This window comes from Sphaerisporangium fuscum (genome assembly GCF_018531465.1).
In the GTDB taxonomy this organism is placed as follows: Bacteria; Actinomycetota; Actinomycetes; order Streptosporangiales; family Streptosporangiaceae; genus Sphaerisporangium; species Sphaerisporangium fuscum.
In genome coordinates this window covers 92,953-110,270 of the sequence record NZ_JAHDTF010000039.1, presented here as the reverse complement: position 1 = coordinate 110,270, position 17,318 = coordinate 92,953, and the positions used below count along the sequence as shown (strand labels likewise).

At 72.2% G+C, this 17,318-nt stretch carries 15 protein-coding genes; 6 read left to right on the top strand and 9 right to left on the bottom strand.

The window, feature by feature from the left end; genetic code table 11:
• Positions 1 to 342: 342 nt before the first annotated feature.
• The 7 genes from KIK05_RS39475 to KIK05_RS39445 form a co-directional block, all read right to left on the bottom strand.
• Complete coding sequence (locus KIK05_RS39475) at positions 343 to 753, bottom strand: VOC family protein (protein ID WP_214415995.1); 411 nt, start codon at positions 751 to 753, stop codon at positions 343 to 345.
• Entirely contained in the window at positions 750 to 1,685 is a 936-nt protein-coding gene (locus tag KIK05_RS39470; RefSeq protein ID WP_214415994.1) for a helix-turn-helix domain-containing protein, read from the bottom strand. The genes KIK05_RS39475 and KIK05_RS39470 overlap by 4 nt, the downstream gene beginning before the upstream one ends.
• A 77-nt stretch (positions 1,686 to 1,762) precedes the next feature.
• A complete protein-coding gene (locus KIK05_RS39465) occupies positions 1,763 to 2,344 on the bottom strand; it encodes a hypothetical protein (protein ID WP_214415993.1) in 582 nt (193 codons plus the stop codon).
• Between the two features lie 282 nt (positions 2,345 to 2,626).
• Complete coding sequence (locus tag KIK05_RS39460) at positions 2,627 to 3,568, bottom strand: NmrA family NAD(P)-binding protein (protein ID WP_214415992.1); 942 nt, start codon at positions 3,566 to 3,568, stop codon at positions 2,627 to 2,629.
• Positions 3,569 to 3,653: 85 nt separating this feature from the next.
• Positions 3,654 to 4,634, bottom strand: coding sequence for a zinc-binding dehydrogenase (locus KIK05_RS39455; protein WP_214415991.1), 981 nt, complete (start codon positions 4,632 to 4,634; stop codon positions 3,654 to 3,656).
• Positions 4,635 to 4,928: 294 nt separating this feature from the next.
• Complete coding sequence (locus KIK05_RS39450; protein ID WP_214415990.1) at positions 4,929 to 5,414, bottom strand: MarR family winged helix-turn-helix transcriptional regulator; 486 nt, start codon at positions 5,412 to 5,414, stop codon at positions 4,929 to 4,931.
• A 259-nt stretch (positions 5,415 to 5,673) separates the two neighbouring features.
• Positions 5,674 to 7,131 carry an MFS transporter gene (locus KIK05_RS39445; RefSeq protein WP_214415989.1) on the bottom strand — a complete coding sequence of 486 codons (1,458 nt, stop codon included), beginning with the start codon at positions 7,129 to 7,131 and terminating at the stop codon, positions 5,674 to 5,676.
• A 52-nt stretch (positions 7,132 to 7,183) separates the two neighbouring features.
• Between KIK05_RS39445 and KIK05_RS39440 the strand changes: the two genes are divergently transcribed.
• Entirely contained in the window at positions 7,184 to 7,840 is a 657-nt protein-coding gene (locus tag KIK05_RS39440; protein WP_214415988.1) for a TetR/AcrR family transcriptional regulator, read from the top strand.
• A 445-nt stretch (positions 7,841 to 8,285) separates the two neighbouring features.
• Positions 8,286 to 10,544, top strand: a complete 2,259-nt coding sequence (locus KIK05_RS49210) for a sensor histidine kinase (protein ID WP_214415987.1) — start codon at positions 8,286 to 8,288, stop codon at positions 10,542 to 10,544.
• Between the two features lie 35 nt (positions 10,545 to 10,579).
• On the opposite strand, the gene KIK05_RS39430 is transcribed toward KIK05_RS49210, so the two are convergent.
• Together KIK05_RS39430 and KIK05_RS39425 are read right to left on the bottom strand one after the other, a co-directional pair.
• Positions 10,580 to 11,014 carry a hypothetical protein gene (locus KIK05_RS39430; RefSeq protein WP_214415986.1) on the bottom strand — a complete coding sequence of 145 codons (435 nt, stop codon included), beginning with the start codon at positions 11,012 to 11,014 and terminating at the stop codon, positions 10,580 to 10,582.
• A gap of 147 nt (positions 11,015 to 11,161) precedes the next feature.
• Entirely contained in the window at positions 11,162 to 12,088 is a 927-nt protein-coding gene (locus KIK05_RS39425) for an NmrA/HSCARG family protein (protein ID WP_214415985.1), read from the bottom strand.
• A gap of 505 nt (positions 12,089 to 12,593) precedes the next feature.
• Between KIK05_RS39425 and KIK05_RS39420 the strand changes: the two genes are divergently transcribed.
• From KIK05_RS39420 to KIK05_RS39405, 4 genes are all read left to right on the top strand, one after another.
• Positions 12,594 to 13,493, top strand: a complete 900-nt coding sequence (locus KIK05_RS39420) for an endo-beta-N-acetylglucosaminidase H (RefSeq protein ID WP_214415984.1) — start codon at positions 12,594 to 12,596, stop codon at positions 13,491 to 13,493.
• Positions 13,494 to 13,628: 135 nt separating this feature from the next.
• Positions 13,629 to 14,246, top strand: coding sequence for a TetR/AcrR family transcriptional regulator (locus KIK05_RS47625; RefSeq protein ID WP_308250309.1), 618 nt, complete (start codon positions 13,629 to 13,631; stop codon positions 14,244 to 14,246).
• Positions 14,152 to 14,787: a cytochrome P450 gene (locus KIK05_RS39410; protein ID WP_250564198.1), complete on the top strand. Its 636-nt coding sequence runs from the start codon at positions 14,152 to 14,154 to the stop codon at positions 14,785 to 14,787. Before KIK05_RS47625 ends, KIK05_RS39410 begins: the two co-directional genes overlap by 95 nt.
• A 257-nt stretch (positions 14,788 to 15,044) precedes the next feature.
• Positions 15,045 to 17,219, top strand: a complete 2,175-nt coding sequence (locus tag KIK05_RS39405) for a serine/threonine-protein kinase (RefSeq protein WP_214415982.1) — start codon at positions 15,045 to 15,047, stop codon at positions 17,217 to 17,219.
• Positions 17,220 to 17,318: the final 99 nt, after the last annotated feature.

The window sequence follows — 17,318 nt, the reverse complement described above, 5'->3', positions numbered from 1 at the left end:
CGTCCCCGGCTGCGCGGATCCGGTCGGTGGGTGTCCTTCGCGTCCCCGGCTGCGCGGATCCGGTCGGTGGGTGTCCTTCGCGTCCCCGGCTGCGCGGATCCGGTCGGTAGGTGTCCTTACCGGGCCGGCTGCGCGGATGGCGGTGGCGGGCCGCCCCCCTGGTTGCGGGACACCGTCGGCGGGTGCCCTTCCCGGCCCCACTGGGGTGCTGATCCCAGCGGCGCCGGGGCGGCGGGAGGTTGTACGGCGAAGCCGGCGCCGTCGTGCGGCGAGCGGCCCGGTAGGCCCCCGCTGGGCGTGGCCCGGTGGGCCCCGATGAGTGGGACGGTGGACCGGGGTGGGTCAGCCCTTGCGGGGTTCGCCGCGGTAGGTGCCGAAGGACCAGAGGTTGCCTTCGGGGTCGCGGACGGCGAATTCGCGGGAGCCGTAGTCGGTTTCGCGCGGTGCGTACACGACCTGTGCCCCCGCGGACGTGGCGCGGGCGAACAGGGCGTCGGGCTCGTCGGTGACCACATAGGCCCCCGCGCCACCCGGCTCACGGGCACAGGGGTCGTCGCGGCCGGGTTCCGGACGGGAGCCCAGCATGATGCCGCCGCCCAGCGGCCAGTCGAGCTGCGCGTGGTCGACCCGGTCTCCCTCGCCGTACACGGCGGTCTCCTCGAAGCCGAACGCGTCGACCAGGAAGGAGATGAGCGCGCGGGCGTCGTGGGCTCGCAGGGTCGGCCAGACCTGAGGTGCTGGTGTCATCGTCATGCCGTCGAGTCTCCCCGCGACGCGGGCGCGGCGGCTTGGACGAATCGGAACTCCTCCGCCAGCCACCGGCTGGGCGCGCACCCCGCGAGGTCCCGGAACTCCCGGGCCAGATGCGCCTGGTCGTAGTACCCGCACTCGGCGGCGAGATCGGCCAGCGCGGGGACGGCGGGTCGTCCGGCGTGCTCCTGCCGGGACGTGGCCGGGGGAGCGCCGCTCGTCACCCGTGGCGGCGAGTGGCGCACGCCGCCGGAGCCGGCCGAGGCGGTGAGACTCTGCAGGCGGCGGCGCGCCCGGTCGAACCTGATGACCCGCGCGGCGGCCTTCGGGGTGAGACCGATCTCGGCGGTGAAACGCGCGCGCAGGTGGCGGCTGCTCCAGCCCACGTCGCGGGCGAGTTCGGAGACCGTGAGCCCTCCGCCGGAGGATGTCAGGAGCCGCCATGCCCGCACCACCTCGGCGGGCACGGCACGTTCGAGATCGGCGTGACGAAGCAGCGACTCGTCGAGGACGGCGAAGCGCTCGGCCCAGCCGGAGGCCGAGTTGAGGCGGCCGTGCAGCTCCCGCGCGGCCGGGCCGAGGAGGTCGCCGGCGTCCACGTCGAGGTTGCGCAGCTCACCGGCGGGCACCCCGAGCAGCGCCCGCGCGCCGAGCGGGCTCAGCGCGAGCTGCACCCCCGCCTGCCGGCCCTCGTGCGTGATCAGGGCGGGCGCGGTGTGCAGGCCGCCGACCAACGCGTCGTACCGCCCCGGTGACTGGCCCGGGTCGGGATGGGCAGTGACCGTGAGGGGCTCCTCGAGGGTCACGATCAGCGTGAGGTACGGCGAGGGCAGCCCGCGGTGACGGCCCGGCGGCGCGCCGCGCTCGTGGTACCCGTGGTAGTGCGCGATCAGCGGACGCAGCCCGGGAGCCGGCGCCGCCCGCACCATCTCCATGACCGGCTCCCTTCCCCGAACCCCCGATGGCCGCACTCTAGACCAGCGGTACGACGTTCTCGGTGCCCCCGGGCCGGTCAGCCCGGGGTCTGCGCGGTTTCGAGGCGGCGGATGATCGGGTTGAGGAGGTCGTTGAGCTCGCGTACCAGGACGCTCACCGCCAGGTGGGCGGTGTCGGCCAGGCTGTCGGACGGCCCCTCAGGGGCCGGTGGGAGGCCGCCGAGCGGGATCGGGGCGTCGATCAGCAGCGTGGTGCGCAGGAACGGGGTGCGGCTCAGGTCCTGGTCGGTCGGCTCGAGGTACTGGCCGAAGGTCTGCGGCCAGTCGCGCCAGCCGCGGTCGCGCCACCACTCGCGTGAGGTGGTCAGCTGGGCGGGCAGCGGCGACACGAGCATGACGTGGGCGGTCAGCGTGCCGTCCCAGGGGTTGCGGTCGCAGGCGGCCGACAGGACGCGCCGGTGCCGGCGGACGTAGGACGGCGAGGGCGTGGTGGCCAGACGCCAGGCGGCGCAGGCGAAGGTGACCGGCGCGATGTCCCCCCACGAGCCCTCGAACGCCGCGACGTGGCGCCGTACGTATTCGGCATAGTGGCTCGTGCCGTCGGAGGCGAGCTCCCGGTCGTGGCCGTGGTCGATCCAGAAGGCGTCGTGCTCGCCCATATGCCCCTCTCGGTGGTGCGGTTCCGCCACCAGTCAACCCGACGCCACATGAGCACGTGCCTGCTGTTCTCCCAGAGCCGAGAGACACCTCCCGTGAGAAACGATCCGTGATGGTCGCCGATCGAGCCGGCCTGACGTCGATCCAGGTACACGAGGTCCGCCTGGCCCGTCCCGCCCCCGGCCCTCACCAGGAGCGGGACGCCGCCCACCACAGGGGGCGAGGATCAGCCATCACCCGCGTGTTCGCTGGGGGCCGGGCTCACGGCCTCCGGCGTCGCACCCCTACGCCGGGTTCGAGGTGCTCCCGGTCCCCGAGCTGAGCGCGGGGGCGGTGGCGCGTACGAAGTCGGTCAGCGATAGGGGTGTGACCTGCGGGTACCTGGCGTTGTCCAGGCTGTCGAACTTGGCCTTGCCGCTCACCATGCACCACTGGTACTGCAGCGCCACGTAGTCGAACGGGTTGTGGGTGAGCGCCGCCTGACGGGTGATCTCCGCGCGCAGGTCGTCGGCGGTGCCGAGGTGGCGCAGCCGCAGGGTACGGCCGGAGCCGCGCTGGACCGCGTCATGGAACCGGCGCATCGACATGACCTCACCGGCGAAGCGCAGCGTGCCGGTGGCGGCCGGGTCGAGGGCGACGGCGGCGGTGTAGGCGGCGGTGTCGGCCACCGAGGTCAGGTCGAGAGGCTGGTCGGGGTCTCCCCAATGGGACAGGGTGCCCTGTTCCCAGTCGATGAGCCCCATGAAGCCGGTCATCACCTCGTAGAAGGCCCCGTTGAGCACGGAGAGCACCTCGAGGCGGGTGCCGGCCCGCGCGGTAGCGGCCTGCCGACGCCAGTCGATCATGAAGTTGTCGCCGTCGTCCAGCTTGGTCACATCGACGGCGAAGTCGGATGGGATGAACCGCTGGGCGCCGGCCTTCTCTGCGGCGCGCACGAGGTTGGCCTGCCCGTCCACGATCACTTCGGGGCCGCCCTGGACGGCCGAGATCACGGTCGTGGCGTCACCGATGGCTTCGGCCAGTCGCTCGGCCGGATCGGTGATGTCGCCCTCGACCAGCTCCAAGCCGCCGGCCCGCAGGGCGGTCAGCGAACTCTTCTTCTCCTCGCTGGTGCCGGGCCGCACCAAGGCCCGCACGGGGGCGCCCTGGTCGAGAAGGGATCGGACGATCCGGCCGCCGAGCAGTCCGGTGGCACCGGCCACGAAGATCGTGGGGAAAGAGGACATGGTGTGTGGACTCCTTGCCAGAAACTAACTTGGACGTTCACCCGTGGGTCCCGGTGACGGGACCGGAGGGCGTTTCGGGATTCGGTCAGGGGATGAGCAGGGTCTTGCCGACGGTGCGGCGCGCCTCGATGGCGGCATGCGCGTCGGCCGCGCGCTCCAGCGGGAGGCGTTGGCCGATCACCGGCGTGAGCTGTCCGGCCGCGGCCAGTTCCAGGACCTCGGTCACCAGGTCGCGGGCGAGGGCGGGCCTGCTCCAGATGAGACCCGCGCTGAACCCGGTCAGGGTCAGGCCCCGGCCGACCAGTTCCATGGGCCCGACCCGCAGCGGCGTGCCGCTGGAGAAGCCGAACGCGATCTGGCGTCCGGTGCCCGGTGTGAGCAGCTCGAACGATTCGCGTCCGAGCGCCCCGCCGACATGGTCGAAGACCACGTCCACCGAGCCGCCCACGGCGTCACGAACCCGGTCCGTCCAGCGGGGCAGCGTGTAGTCCACCACGTGGTCGGCGCGCAGCTTGCCGAGCAGGGCGAGCTTGTGCTCCCCGCGCGCCGCCGCGACGACCGTCGCCCCGGCCCGCTTGAGCAACTGCACCAGGATCGTGCCGACGGCACCCGCGGCCGCCAGCACGAGCACCCGGTCACCGGCGGTCACGCGGGCCGCCCTGATCAGGCCCTGGGCCGTGACGCCGTACCGGTACAGGGCGACGGCCTCGGGCAGGCCGATGCCCTCGTCGACCGGGATGAGGGTGCCGGCGGGGACGACGGCGGTCTCGGCGTACCCGCCCAAGCCCGTGGTGCCGGCCAGGACCCGCGCGCCGACCAGGGCGGTGTCGACGCCGGGACCGACCTCGGCGACCAGTCCGGCGATCTCCTTGCCGAGGATCACCGGCAGAGGCGCGCCGCCGAGCGCGCCGCGCATCGTTCCCGCGCGGACCTGCGTCTCCAGGAACTGGACGCCGACCACGGCCACTTGCACCGCGACCTCGCCCTCCGCCGGCCTCGGTGTGGGCACGTCCGCGACGCGCAGTTGGGCCGGTGGCCCGAATTCGTGCAGCAGAACGGCACGCATGTGACATCACTTCCTTGGTGGAAAGCAGTGTTGGGTGCGCGCGACGACGGAAACGCGGACGGCCGCGTCTGTCCGGGCGCGCGAGAACCGGGGCCGGCGGGGACTACGGCAGCCCTGGCCCAGGTGGATGGAAGTCAGCCGCCGCGGATGGAAGTGCGGCGACATCGCGAGGACGGCAGGCGGCGTGCGGCAGCACGATGCCACGCGAGAGGGTGTGGAGCGGCGGCGGCGCCGGACTTCTACGTGGCCGCGGTCACCCGTCCCGGTACGGACGGCTACAGAACCGCGATGGGCTCATTGTCCTTTCTTGATGGCTTCGCTGAGCGCGCCGAGGCTCGCGGCGAGTCGCTCGACGTCAGCCGCCTCCCAGTCCGCCAGCAGGGCGGCGACGGCGGCCGCGCGCGCCTTCCAGAGTTCGCTGATGGCGAGCTTCCCGGCCCGTGTGACGCTCACCAGTTGTGCCCGGGCGTCGGCCGGATCGGGCCGGCGTTCGATGAATCCGCGGGACTCCAGGCGTTTGGCCGGAGGTGACAGGGTGGACTTGTCCACCTCCATCTGCTCCGCCAATACCGACAGCCGCACCGGCGCGTGCAGCGACACCTGGGCCAGCAGGGTGTAGTCCCCCAATGACAGCTCCAGGCCGGAGGAGGCCATGATCTTACGCCGCGTGGCCGGAGAGAACATCCAGTTGCCCACCGTGGCCAGCGCTGCCGCCACTCCGTCGACGGCCTCACGCCGCGGGCGAGACGGGCCGTCGTTGCCGGCCGACGCTTGTTCCATCCTCACACCGTCCCAGAATGGTTGGTTTGATAAAACCAACTATGTCGCATGACGGGGCTGGACGCAAGCGCATGCGGACCTCACAACGGCGAGATCCGGCATCTCCTTCTACGGCTGCCGACCGCCACGGTGCGGAAACCGTGGCGGTCGAGCACCTAATCGGTTGCGCTTCGGCTCCGGAGCGCGCGGCTGCTCGCCGGTGGCGTGAGTGAAGCGGTCCAGGCTCCCGGTGTGCCGGTCCGGCTCAATCCACCGGGGTTCAGTCCGTGCCGCCGGTGGTGGGCCTGCCGGCCGGAAGCAGGCGTACCAGGACGACCGCCACCGCCGCGGCGGCGAACGTGAAGATCGACGACATCGCGAACGCGTGGCCCGCCGCCGCGGCCCTGTCGGCGGCGGAGGCGCTGAGGGAGCCGAAGTACACGACCCCGATGATCGCGACGCCCAGTGCGGCGCCGATCTGCTGGGCGGTCGACAACACCCCGGAGGCGATGCCCGCGTCCTCCGGGCTGATCCTGGCCAGGACCGCGTTGAGCGACGGCGTGATGATCAGCCCGCCGCCGACGCTCTGCAGCATGAGGGTCGGGATGATGACCCCCGGCGTGAAGGGCAGGCCGCCGATGAGGGCGGCGGCGGTGGCCGCGTACCCGAGGGCGAGCACGATGGCCCCGGTCTGCAGGACGCGGCGGCCGTACCGGGGGACGAGGCGGCTCGCGACCATGCTGAAGACGAAGAACGTCACAGCCGCCGGGGTGTAGACCAGGCCCGCCCCGAGGGCCGTCATGCCGAGCCCGTCCTGCAGGGAGATCGACAGGACGAGGTAGTAGGAGGAGATCACGGTGTAGACGGTCAGGACGAGCAGGAGGCCGACGGAGAACGACCGGGTGCGGAAGAGCGAGGTCCGCACCAGCGGATCCTTCCCGCGCTCGCCTATCCTGCGCTCGACGGCCACGAAGAGCGCGAACGCGGGCACGCTCGCGGCCAGGCAGGCCCACGTCCACCAGGGCCAGCCGGCCTGCTGGCCCTGGATGAGCGGGAAGGCCAGCAGGAACAGCGCGACGCTGAGCACCGCGACACCCGGCAGGTCGAGCCGGCGGGCCAGCGCCGCCCGGGACTCGGGCAGCCACCGGGCCGCGAGCAGGATCGCGGCGACCCCGATCGGCACGTTGATCCAGAACACCGGCCGCCAGCCCGAGCCGAACAGGTCGGCGCCGATCAGCAGGCCGCCGATGAGCTGGCCGCCGATCGTGGCCAGCCCGAGGACGACCCCGAGCACCCCGAACGCGCGGTGCCGATCCCGCTCGGGCACCAGCACGGCGATGACCGCGTACACCTGAGGCAACATCAGCGCGGCGCCGAGCCCCTGGACGAGGCGGGCCACGATGAGGGGGGCCGCCGCCTGCGAGAGCGCGCACGCGACCGAGGCCAGCGTGAACAGCGCCATGCCGGTGACGAAGGCGCGCTTGCGGCCGAGCAGGTCGCCGAGGCGGCCTCCGGTGATGAGGAACACCGCGTAGGTGAGCTGGTATCCGGCCAGGATCCACTGCAGCTCACCGTCGGAGACGGCGAGGTCGGCCTGCATGGCCGGGCCCGCGACGATGACGATGAACGAGTCGAGTACGGACATGAACGCGCCGACCATGGCGACGGCGATGGCGCCCCACGGCACGGCGGCGGCACCGGCGGCACGCGGCAGGGGAGGGCTCTTGGGTGAAGTCACGAAGTTAACGTACGATCGTTCGTACTTATTGGCAAATGAGAAGATGGGGATCATGGACGAGCTAGGGCAACGGGCGGCCGCCCGCACGGACCCGGGCGCCGGAACCTCCGACCAGCGCCTCCTGCGCGGGGCGCGCAGCCGGCAGGCGATCGCCCGGCACGCGGTGGACGTGGCGTCGCTGGAGGGGCTCAACGGGCTCAGTATCGGCCGGCTGGCCACGGACCTGGGGATCAGCAAGAGCGGCGTCGCGACCCTCTTCGGGACGAAGGAGAAGCTGCAGCTCGCCGCGGTGGAGGCGGCCCGCGAGGCGTTCCATGAAGCGGTCGTGCGGCCCGCGTCCGCCGTGCCGGGCGGGGCCGGACGACTGCGCGCGCTCACGGAGCGGTGGATCGCCTACGCGGAGACGCCGCTGTTCGCGGGCGGCTGCTTCTGGGCGGCCAACCTGCCCGATTTCGACAGCCGGCCGGGGCCGGTGCGCGACGCGCTGCTGCGCCAGCACCGGGAGTGGCTCGCCCTCATCGCCACCGAGCTACGGCACGCCGCCGAGGCGGGCGAGATCGGCGAGGTGGACGCGGACCTGGGCGCGTTCCAGATCGACGCGGTCCTCACGGCCGCGAACACGGCACTACGCCTCGGGGACGGCGGGGCCGCGGACAAGGTGCGGCGTGTGGTGGCGGGCTTCCTGGCCCCCCACCGGTCCAGCGGGTGAACCGGCAGGGGCCGGGGTGTCAGGCCGCCTCGGTGCGCAGGCCGTGCGGGTCGAGCACGTACGTGCGCGCGGCTCCTCCGAGATGACGGCGAGGTGGTGGATCGGCGGGCCCGGGTAGACCCGGGCCCGCCGCCGCGGGTCGTCCCCGCGAGGGCGGGGGCGACCTCGGGGTGCCCCTGGCAGACGTCTGACGTGCGGCTCCGTGATCCGTGATCGGGCCCATCGTGAGCGGGAATCCTCTACCTCGCCCCTCGGGCCGCATGCGGGCCTGCCCCGGTCCTCCGCACGGCCGCGCGACGCTCCCAGGCGAGGGCCGGGCTCGTCGCGGCAGGTTGGGATACCGGCCCTTCGGCAGCGCGCGCCCGGCGAGACGTGCAGAATGCACATCAGGCTTATGGAATCTGCATAATTCGGGTTTCGGGTGGTTCTTGGAGAGGAGGTCGGCGTGGTCCATGAGTTCCTGCCGCCACGGCGTTTCACGGCGCTGCTCCTCGCCGGCATCGGCCTGTGGTGCGCCTACAAGGCCCTGCAGCTGATCCTCTTCCTGCCGCCCGGCCCGCCCCTCGCCCAGGAGATGCACACCCGTGAGCTGGCACTGGGAGCGCTCGCGTTCACCCTGGCCGGCGGTCTGCAGTTCGCGATCGTGCTGCGCCGCCTGCCCCGATGGGCGCGCCTGTGCGCCGTCCTGGTCCAGGTGGTGATCGCCTACGGTCTCACCTTCGTGTACGGCCCTCCCTGGGGCCCGTACGCCGCCCTTCCCACGGCCTCGATGCTGCTCATCTTCACCGGCCGGAGGTCCTGGCTCCTGGCGGGATGCGTGGCACTGGGTGAGGCCCTGACCAAGAAGGCGCTCGGTCTGAACTGGGACGACACGGCGTGGATGATCATAGCCACCAGCACCGTCGCGCTCGCCTTCTTCGCCGTCGCACGGCTGGCCCAGCTCGCCCAGGACCTCCAGCACACCCGTGCCGAGGCGGCCGAACTGGAGGTCGCCAGGGAACGGCTGCGGATCGCCCGCGGTCTGGGCGCGGCCCTGGGCGGCCGCCTCACACAGGTCCTGGTCGCGCTACGCCGGGCCGCCACGGACCTGGACCCGGCCCGCCTCGCCGACGCCACGCGCACCGCGCGTGCGGCGCTGAGCGATGTGCGCTCGGTCGCCGACGACTACCGGGACCGGTCGCTGACAGCGGAGGTCGAGGCGGCGCGGACGGTCCTGCGGGCGGCCGGAACCACGGTCACGGTCCGCGCCGTGCCGGTCACGCTCCCGGCCGCGGCCGACGCGGCGCTGGCGGCCGTACTGCGCCGCACCGTCGTCACCGTCCTGCGAGGCGGCACCCCCGAACAGTGCCGGATCCACATCGACGCTTCAGCGCGCCTGCGGGTGACCTTCACCGGGCCACCGCCCGACGAGCCCACCCAGCAGTGGACGCACGGACTGGCCGACGCGCTGCGGGAGACGGCCGTGGAGATCGCCGACCTCGGCGGGCGGCTCGACATCGGCTCGGCGGTCGAGGCGCACGTGCCGCTCGGCAGAAAGCGCGGCAGGCCATGGCCGCCCGGCCCGGTCGGCGCGGCCCCCTGGCTGGCCTTCGCCGTGCTGCTGCTGATCGAGGTCGACCACCTGGTCACCTCCGCCCTCAACGTCAGGCACAGCGCGGAGAACGGAACAGGTTTCCTGACACCCGCGCAGATGCTGGCCGCGGCCGTGCTCCTCCCGCCCATCTCCCTCCTGCAGCTCCGGCACGTCTTCCCGCGTCCGGGCGGGGAACCGCCACGGGCGTGGCAGGTGACCGTGCCGCTGCAGATCGTCCTGCTGATCCTGGCACTGATCGTCGTCGGCCCGGCCGTCCCGCCGTCCTATGCCTCGCTGGTCGGGGGCGTCGTGCTGTACCAACTGCGACCGCCCTGGTCATGGATCACCGCGGTGCTCCTTCTCCTCGGCGCGGTGGAGATCGCCTGGTCGTGGGCGACGCTGCCCCATCAGGTGAACGCCTTCATGTCCGCAGCCGCGTTCCTCGTCCCGGTCTACGCGCTGTGCGCGCTGCCCGTCGTTCTGGCACGGCTGGACGACGCGCGCCGCGAGGTGAGCCGGCTGGCGGTGGTGAAGGAGCGGCTGCGGATCGCCAGAGACGTGCACGACCTGCTGGGCTTCCAGCTGTCGGCACTGGTGCTGAAGGGCGAACTGGCCGGACGGGTGATGGCCGCCGACCCCGACGCGGGCCGAGCGCAGCTCACCGAGCTGAACGGGCTCGCCGAGCACGCCCTGGCGTCCCTGCGATCGATCACCGGGGAACGGGCCGACCTGCGCCTGGACGAGGAGGTGACCGCGGCCCGCTCGATGCTCGCCGCCGCCGGGATCGAGGCGCGCGTCGACCTCACCACGCCCGTCCCGCCCGGCCTCGGCGGCGTCCTGGCGATCGTGCTGCGTGAGGCCGTCACCAACATCGTCCGCCACTCACACGCCCGCGTCTGCACCATCGAAGCATCCGACGACGGCGACATCTACCGACTTCGGGTCGCCAACGACGGCGTCCGCCCCGTCAGCGGCGAACGCATCGGCACCGGCCTGGCCAACCTGCGCTCACGAGCCGAGGAAGCCGGCGGCCGCCTCCTCGTCCGCGACGGCCCGGACCGGTTCAGCCTCACCGCCGAGTTCCCCCAAACGCCCTCCGCCGACCGGGCCGACGCCCCCACGGCCGCCTGACCGCTCCCCTGAACCGGAGCCGGCGGTGGGTGGGGTCAGCCGGCTTGGTCCCAGATGTTGGGGGTGTCGGCCGGAGGACCTTCGCCGGGCCAGGCGAGGGCGGCCTGCGCGCTTTCGAGGTCATCGGTCGCGATGACCATCTTCACGCCGCCGAAGGTCGTGTAGGCGAGGTCGATGTCGACGTTGGCGTCGGCGAGTTGCCTCGCCACCTCGCCGAGAGTGCCGGGACGATCTTCCAGGTCGACCACCAGCACCGGTCGCTCCTCGGCCACTCCCATGCCGGCGCTCTCGAGCGCCTCCCGGCACCTGGAAGCCGCCTCGTCGTCCACCAGCAGATGGACCACTCCGCTGCCCTCACCGGTGAACGCCGCCAGACCTTTGATGTTCACGCCGCACCCGCCGGTGACCTCCCCCAGCCGGGCCAGCTCACCTGGTTGATCGCGAAGGATGACGGCTATGTCCATCGACATGACTACTCAATCTTCTCACCCCATGAAACGGGCGACAATGCGCAGGGGCTCCTGGAGCGCCCACCGCTCCGCGCGACGGCCGGGCCGGACGGCCCAGGCGGGTGAGTCGCCGCGCCCCGACGCGTCCGAGGCCGGGTGTGTGGGTGCTCACGCGCCCTGGCCCGGGGTGCGCGCGGAGTCCAGGAACGCCGAGATCTGGGCGGCGCCGGTGCGTTCCAGCCAGGTGGAGAAGTCCATCGCGGCGGGGTGGATCCGTAGGGTGGCGGCGATGTCGGCGCGGTAGCCGCGTTCGTTGAGCCATTCGTTGGCATAGGCGAAGTCCTCACTGACCTGCCGGATCGCCTCGATCGGGATCGGGACATAGGGCAGCGCCATCCCGAGCGCTTCGCCGATGGCCGCGGCGACCTGGACCGGCGTGAGCTCGTCGGCGGCCAGGGATACCGCCCGGCCGATCCACTCCTCGGGGTGGCTGAACGCCAGCTCGGTGATGAAGCCGACGTCGTCGACGGCCATGAGCTGCTGGGGGGTGTCCGGTGCGATCCCGGTGGACAGGGTGCCGTTCCGCAGCGCGTAGCCGCCGGTGAAGTTCTCCATGAACGAGACAGGCCGCAGGATCGTCGCGGGCAGGCCGAGGCGGGTGATGTGCTGCTCGATCCGCCACTTGCTGACCAGGTTCACCGGCACCTTCTCGCCGAGATGACGCTCCGCGCCGGCGACCGAGGTGAACACCAGGTGCCCGACGCCGGCGGCGTGCGCGGCCTCGGCGACGTTGACGCCCCAGCGCACCTCGTCCTCGGCGGTGAAGTCCGGTGCGGTGCCGGGCTGGCCGACCGTGGGCTGAACGCTGAACAGCCCCCAGGAACCCTCGGCTGCGGCGGTCAGGGAATCGACGTCCTCCATCCGCACCCGCGCGACCTGGGCGCCGGCCCGCGCCAGCGCCCGGGCCCGCGCCCCGTCCGGGTCGCGGGTGAGCGCACGCACCCGCCAGCCGCCTCGGAGCAGGTGGCGTGTCACGGCCCCGCCCTGCAAGCCGGTCGCTCCGACCACCACGACGGTCTTGTTCGTCGGTGTCACGGTCTCTCCCTCACGTCCATGCGGTGGAGGGGCCATCCCCTAAATGGGGTAGCCCCCCGGTTATTGCCCGCTACGATATGGAGGACCACCCCATTTATCAAGCCGCCAGGAACGCCCGCTTCTCAGATGTGTCGCGCCGTTCCGGCCTCCTGAGGCGCGCCGACACGGAAGTCCCGGCGGCCGTTCACGCGCGTGAGCACGCCGGCCGCAGAGTCGGCGAGGTGATGGACGGAGTCGCGCCTGTCGGCGGCGTGGCGCTGCGTATGGGACTAGGGCTCGAAGGCGGGTGGCGCCAAGGCCGAGATGTAGGGGGAAGTGAGGGACGTGGCCGGTCGGACCGGGATCGTCGCCCTGGGCTGACGACACCTTGACAGCGGGCCCCGAGCTGCCGATGATCGAGGCACTATACCGATTTATCTCCAACCCCTCGCACGCTTCGCTGCCAGGTGATCATCCGAACTTAAGCGCTATAGCAACCCACCCCCCAGTGATGAGGAGCCGTTCGATGAGTGCACCGCTGATGCGGAGAAGGACCCTGCTGTCGGCCCTGGCCGCGACCACCGTCGGTGTCGCGTTGCCCACCACGGCGCACGCCGAGCGCCGCGCAGGCGCCAAGGCCGGACCGATCTCGGTCGTCTACATCGAGGTCAACAGCGAGAGCATGACGAACGCCGCCAGGTACACGCTCGCCAGGGGCGGTGCGCAGGTGTTCGACATCGCGGTCATCTTCGCGGCCAACATCAACTACGACGGCACGAACGCCTACCTGTACTTCAACGAGAACGTGCAGCGGGTGCTCGACAACGTGGCGACCGAGGTCCGGCCGCTGCAGCAGAAGGGCATCAAGGTCCTGCTGTCCATCCTCGGCAACCACCAGGGCGCCGGCTTCGCGAACTTCCCCTCCCGGCAGGCCGCTGACGCCTTCGCCCAGGAGCTGGCCGACGCGGTGACGACGTACGGACTCGACGGCATCGACTTCGACGACGAGTACGCCGAGTACGGCAACAACGGCACCGGTCAGCCGAACGCCTTCTCGTTCGTCTACCTGGTCTCGGCCCTGCGCCAGAAGCTGCCGAACAAGCTCATCACGCTGTACGACATCGGTCCGGCCGCGGATCGCCTGACCTACAACGGAGTGAGCATCAACAACACCTTCGACTACGCCTGGAACCCCTGGTACGGCACCTGGTCGGTGCCGAACGGCCCGAGCTCCAAGTCCCGTCTCTCCCCGGCCGCCGTGTCGTTCACCGGGACCAGTTCGTACACCGCCGCGAACCTCGCCGCGCGCACGGTCAGAGAGGGGTACGGCGTCTTCCTCACCTACAACCTCACCGCGTCGAACACGGCCTCCTACATCTCGGCCTTCACCAACAAGCTCTACGGGAGCTCCGCCGTCTACAGCTGAGGAAGGGTTCGCCTGCCCGGTGGTCGGTGACCCTGGCAGGCCTCGACGAGGAGGAGCCTCACTCGCCGCGTCAGCGGGCGGGCGGCGGAACGCCGCTACACTCGGCCGGTGTCCAGACGACAGGAGATCGCCGACGTGGCGATCGGGCTCCTCGCCGCGAAAGGCATGCGCGGCCTGACCCACCGCGCCGTAGATCGGGCGGCAGGCCTGCCGGAAGGCTCCACGTCGTATTACTTCCGCACCCGGCAGGCACTGCTCCAGGCCGCGGTCGAACGCCTGGCCGAGCACACCGCCGCCGAGGTCGCTGCGCTGAGGCGGCGGCTGCAGGTGTCCGCGGGCGGGCGGGAAGGCCTGGTCGAGGCGGTGGCCTGGCTCGTCGGGGAGTGGCTCACGACCAGCCGCGACCGCCAGCTGGCCAGGTACGAGCTCTCGCTGGAGGCCACTCGGCGCCCGGAACTGCGCCAGGTGCTCGTGGCCAACCGCGCCCACCTGCGCGACCTGGTCACCGGGCTGCTGGACGCTTCCGGCATCCGCGATGCCGACCTGTGGGCCGGCGACCTGGTCGCCTACGCCGACGGCCTGCTTCTGGGACGCCGAGCAGCGCGATTCCGCCACCGCGCTGCGCGTCGGGTCCACCAAACAGGAGGTCACCACGGCGATGACGTCCCTGTTCGGCTACCTGTACGAGCTCGTCGGCGCCGAACGCGCCCAGCCGGCGGACGACCTGCTCAGCGGCCTGGTCGCGGACGGTGAGTTAAGCGCCGAGGAGATCACGGGCATGGCGATGCTCCTCCTGGTCGCCGGCCACGAGACCACGGCCTCCATGCTCGGACTGGGCACGTTCGCGCTGCTGGAGCACCCGAGCCAGCTCGCCGCCCTGCGCGCGGACCCGTCCCTGTGGGACGGCGCGGTCGAGGAACTGCTGCGTCACCTGTCCGTCGCCCACCTCGGGCCGCTGCGGGCCGCGCTGGAGGACGTCGAGATCACCGGGCGGACGATCAGAAAGGGCCAGGTGGTGACGCCCTCCATCCCCGCCGCCAACCGCGACCCCCGACGCTTCGACGACCCCGAGACGCTCGACGTCACCAAACCCGCCCAAGCCGGGCACCTGGCCCTCGGTCACGGCATCCACCAGTGCCTGGGCCACCAGCTCGCCAGGGTCGAGATGCGCATGGCGTACCGGGCGCTGTTCGACCGATTCCCCCACCTGCGGCTGGCCGTGCCGTCAGAGGAGGTGCCCATGCGCACGGACATGACGATCTACGGCGTGCACCGCCTGCCCGTCTCCTGGTGACCGAGGGCGAGACCTGTCACGAAGAACCGCCGCACGACCAATCGGTGAGAGATGAGGTCCCGCCCAAGCCGGGCAAGTAGCGGCGGCTTGTCATGCCCGATTCGCGGGTGACGGGCTCGGTTCGTTGGGGATCGGTATTCTGGAGGCGGTGGCGGCTCCAATCGTCACGATGTGGTCTCTATGGCGTCGTGGCGGGCCTGCTCGGCGCGGCGCCGCGGTGAGACCGGTCCCGGCTGTCGACGAGGAAGGCTCCTGGCGTGCTGCTCGCGGCTCGGTACCGGCTGGACGAGCCTCTCGGCCGCGGCGGCATGGGCGAGGTATGGCAGGCCTGGGACGAGATCCTCGACCGTCCTGTCGCGGTGAAGTTGCTGCTCGCCGGGGTGCTCGACTCCTCGGCCGCGGCGCGGTTCCGGCAGGAGGCGCAGGCCACGGCCCGGCTGAACCACGCCAACGTGGTGGCCGTCCACGACTTCGGCGAGGCCGACGGCCGCCTGTTCCTCATCATGGAGATGATCAAGGGGCAGAGCCTGGCCCATCATCTGGCCGTCACCGGGCCGCTCCCGCCCGACGAAGTGATCAACATCGGGGCCCAGACGGCCGCCGGCCTGGCCGCCGCCCACCGGCAGGGTGTGATCCACCGTGACATCAAGCCGGGCAACCTGCTGCTGACCGCCGACGGCACCGTGAAGGTCGTCGACTTCGGCATCGCCCGGCTGGCCGACCAGGCGACGGCGGCGCTCACCGGCACCGGTCTCATCGTGGGGACGAGCTCCTACCTCGCCCCCGAACGGGCCCTCGGCCGGGACGCGGGTCCCGCGTCGGACATCTACTCGCTGGGCTGCGTGCTGTACGAACTGCTCGTCGGCTGCCCGCCGTTCCAGGCCGACACCTCGGCGGCGCTGCTCTACCAGCACGTCCAGATCGCGCCGGCGCCGCCGCGCCACCTGCGCGCCGGCGTGCCGCCCGGGCTCGACGACCTCCTGATGCGCCTGCTGGCCAAGGACCCTCTCACCCGCCCGAGCGCCGAGCAGGTGGCGCAGTGGCTCCTGACGGCGTCCGTGTCCCCGGGGATGACGCCCGGCGGGGCCGACCCCCTGCCGCAGATGCCGCCCCTGCCGCGGATGCCGCCCGCGTCCGCCGCGCCGCCGATGTCCCCGGCGTCTCCGATCACGGGCACGCCCTCGATGCCTCCGATATCGGCCATGCCGCCGATGCCCTCCGTGTCGACGCCGCCGTCGACGCCGCAGAGGCCCTACGTCTCGGCGGCGCCGTCGACGCCGCAGCCGCCGTCCGGGGCGGCGGGGCCGCCGGTCGTCCCGGAAGGGCTCTACCAGGGCTGGTCGGCACCCGCGGCGGCGCGGCCCCAGGATCCGTCCGCTTCCGTGCCCGCCACGCGTCCGCCGGCGTCCGGCGCGGACCCGATATCGGCCGAGCCCTGGATGTCCATCGCATCGCCGATGTCCCAGGCCTCGCCGGCACCCTCGATCCCGCTGGTGTCGCCGCAGCCCTTCGGCGCGGACACCGGGGCGCTTCCGTCCGAGCCGGCCGGGGCGTACGTCACGTCGTCGCCGTCCAGCAGGTATCCGACGCCGTCGCGCACCTCGTCGCATCCGCACGCTTCCTGGCCGCCGCAGGGGCAGGACGGCTCGTCCGGCTTGTCGTGGCAGCCGCAGGCCACCTCACCCTCGCCCACCGGCCCCGTCACGTCGTCGCACGCCTCGCCCACGACCTTCGTCCCGCGCCCGAGCCCCGAGGGCGGGGCGGCGTCGACCCGCCTGATGCCGCAGGCAGGAGGCGCGGAGACGGCGGTGACGGCCGTGCACCGGTCGGTGATCGAGGTCTGGCTCGACCGCTTACGGACCTCGGCCCTCTGGGACCAGGTACGGAGCGGCAAGCGGCTACCTCTGCTGGCCGTGGTGGGCGTCGTCGTGGTGGCCCTCGTCGCCGCGGTCGTGACGTTCGCCGTGAGAACGATGGGTTCGGAGACCGCCGTCCCGCCCGGGCGGCCGGTGGTGGCGCCGTCGTCGTCCGCGCCGACCTCCGCACGTCCGTCGTCGCGGCCGTCGCCCACGGCCACCGCCGGCGAGCAGAGCGTCCTTTCCGACGATCCGAACGTCCTGCTCGGCCAGTTGTCCCGCGCGCTGCGACTGTCGATCACGCAGGGCCGGCTCGACCCGCGCGTCGGTGACGACGTGCAGCGCAAGATCGCCGAGGCGCGGGTGCGGCTCACGTACGGCAAGGGCGCGGGCAACGGCAAGGGGCACAAGGCGCGCAAGGACGCCACCGGGCGCATCCGTGACGTCCTGCACAAGCTCGCCGACGCCGAGCAGCACGGGCTGTTCGTCGCGACCCCCGGCGTCAGGCGGCTCATCACCCATCTCGACACGGTCACGGCGGACGGCGGCCGCGAACGGGACGAAGACGACGACTGATGGAGCCGCCGGACGGCGGCAGGGCCGGGACGGTCCGGCGTGTCGTCGCCCAGGCCGCCCTGGCTCGGGATGGATCCGTTAGATCAGCGCCATATCGCT

Coding starts and splice junctions, on each gene's coding strand:
- KIK05_RS39475 (WP_214415995.1), bottom strand. CDS start 753: ATGACGATGACACCAGCACCTCAGGTCTGGCCGACCCTGCGAGCCCAC.
- KIK05_RS39470 (WP_214415994.1), bottom strand. CDS start 1,685: ATGGAGATGGTGCGGGCGGCGCCGGCTCCCGGGCTGCGTCCGCTGATC.
- KIK05_RS39465 (WP_214415993.1), bottom strand. CDS start 2,344: ATGGGCGAGCACGACGCCTTCTGGATCGACCACGGCCACGACCGGGAG.
- KIK05_RS39460 (WP_214415992.1), bottom strand. CDS start 3,568: ATGTCCTCTTTCCCCACGATCTTCGTGGCCGGTGCCACCGGACTGCTC.
- KIK05_RS39455 (WP_214415991.1), bottom strand. CDS start 4,634: ATGCGTGCCGTTCTGCTGCACGAATTCGGGCCACCGGCCCAACTGCGC.
- KIK05_RS39450 (WP_214415990.1), bottom strand. CDS start 5,414: ATGGAACAAGCGTCGGCCGGCAACGACGGCCCGTCTCGCCCGCGGCGT.
- KIK05_RS39440 (WP_214415988.1), top strand. CDS start 7,184: ATGGACGAGCTAGGGCAACGGGCGGCCGCCCGCACGGACCCGGGCGCC.
- KIK05_RS39430 (WP_214415986.1), bottom strand. CDS start 11,014: ATGTCGATGGACATAGCCGTCATCCTTCGCGATCAACCAGGTGAGCTG.
- KIK05_RS39420 (WP_214415984.1), top strand. CDS start 12,594: ATGAGTGCACCGCTGATGCGGAGAAGGACCCTGCTGTCGGCCCTGGCC.
- KIK05_RS39410 (WP_250564198.1), top strand. CDS start 14,152: ATGACGTCCCTGTTCGGCTACCTGTACGAGCTCGTCGGCGCCGAACGC.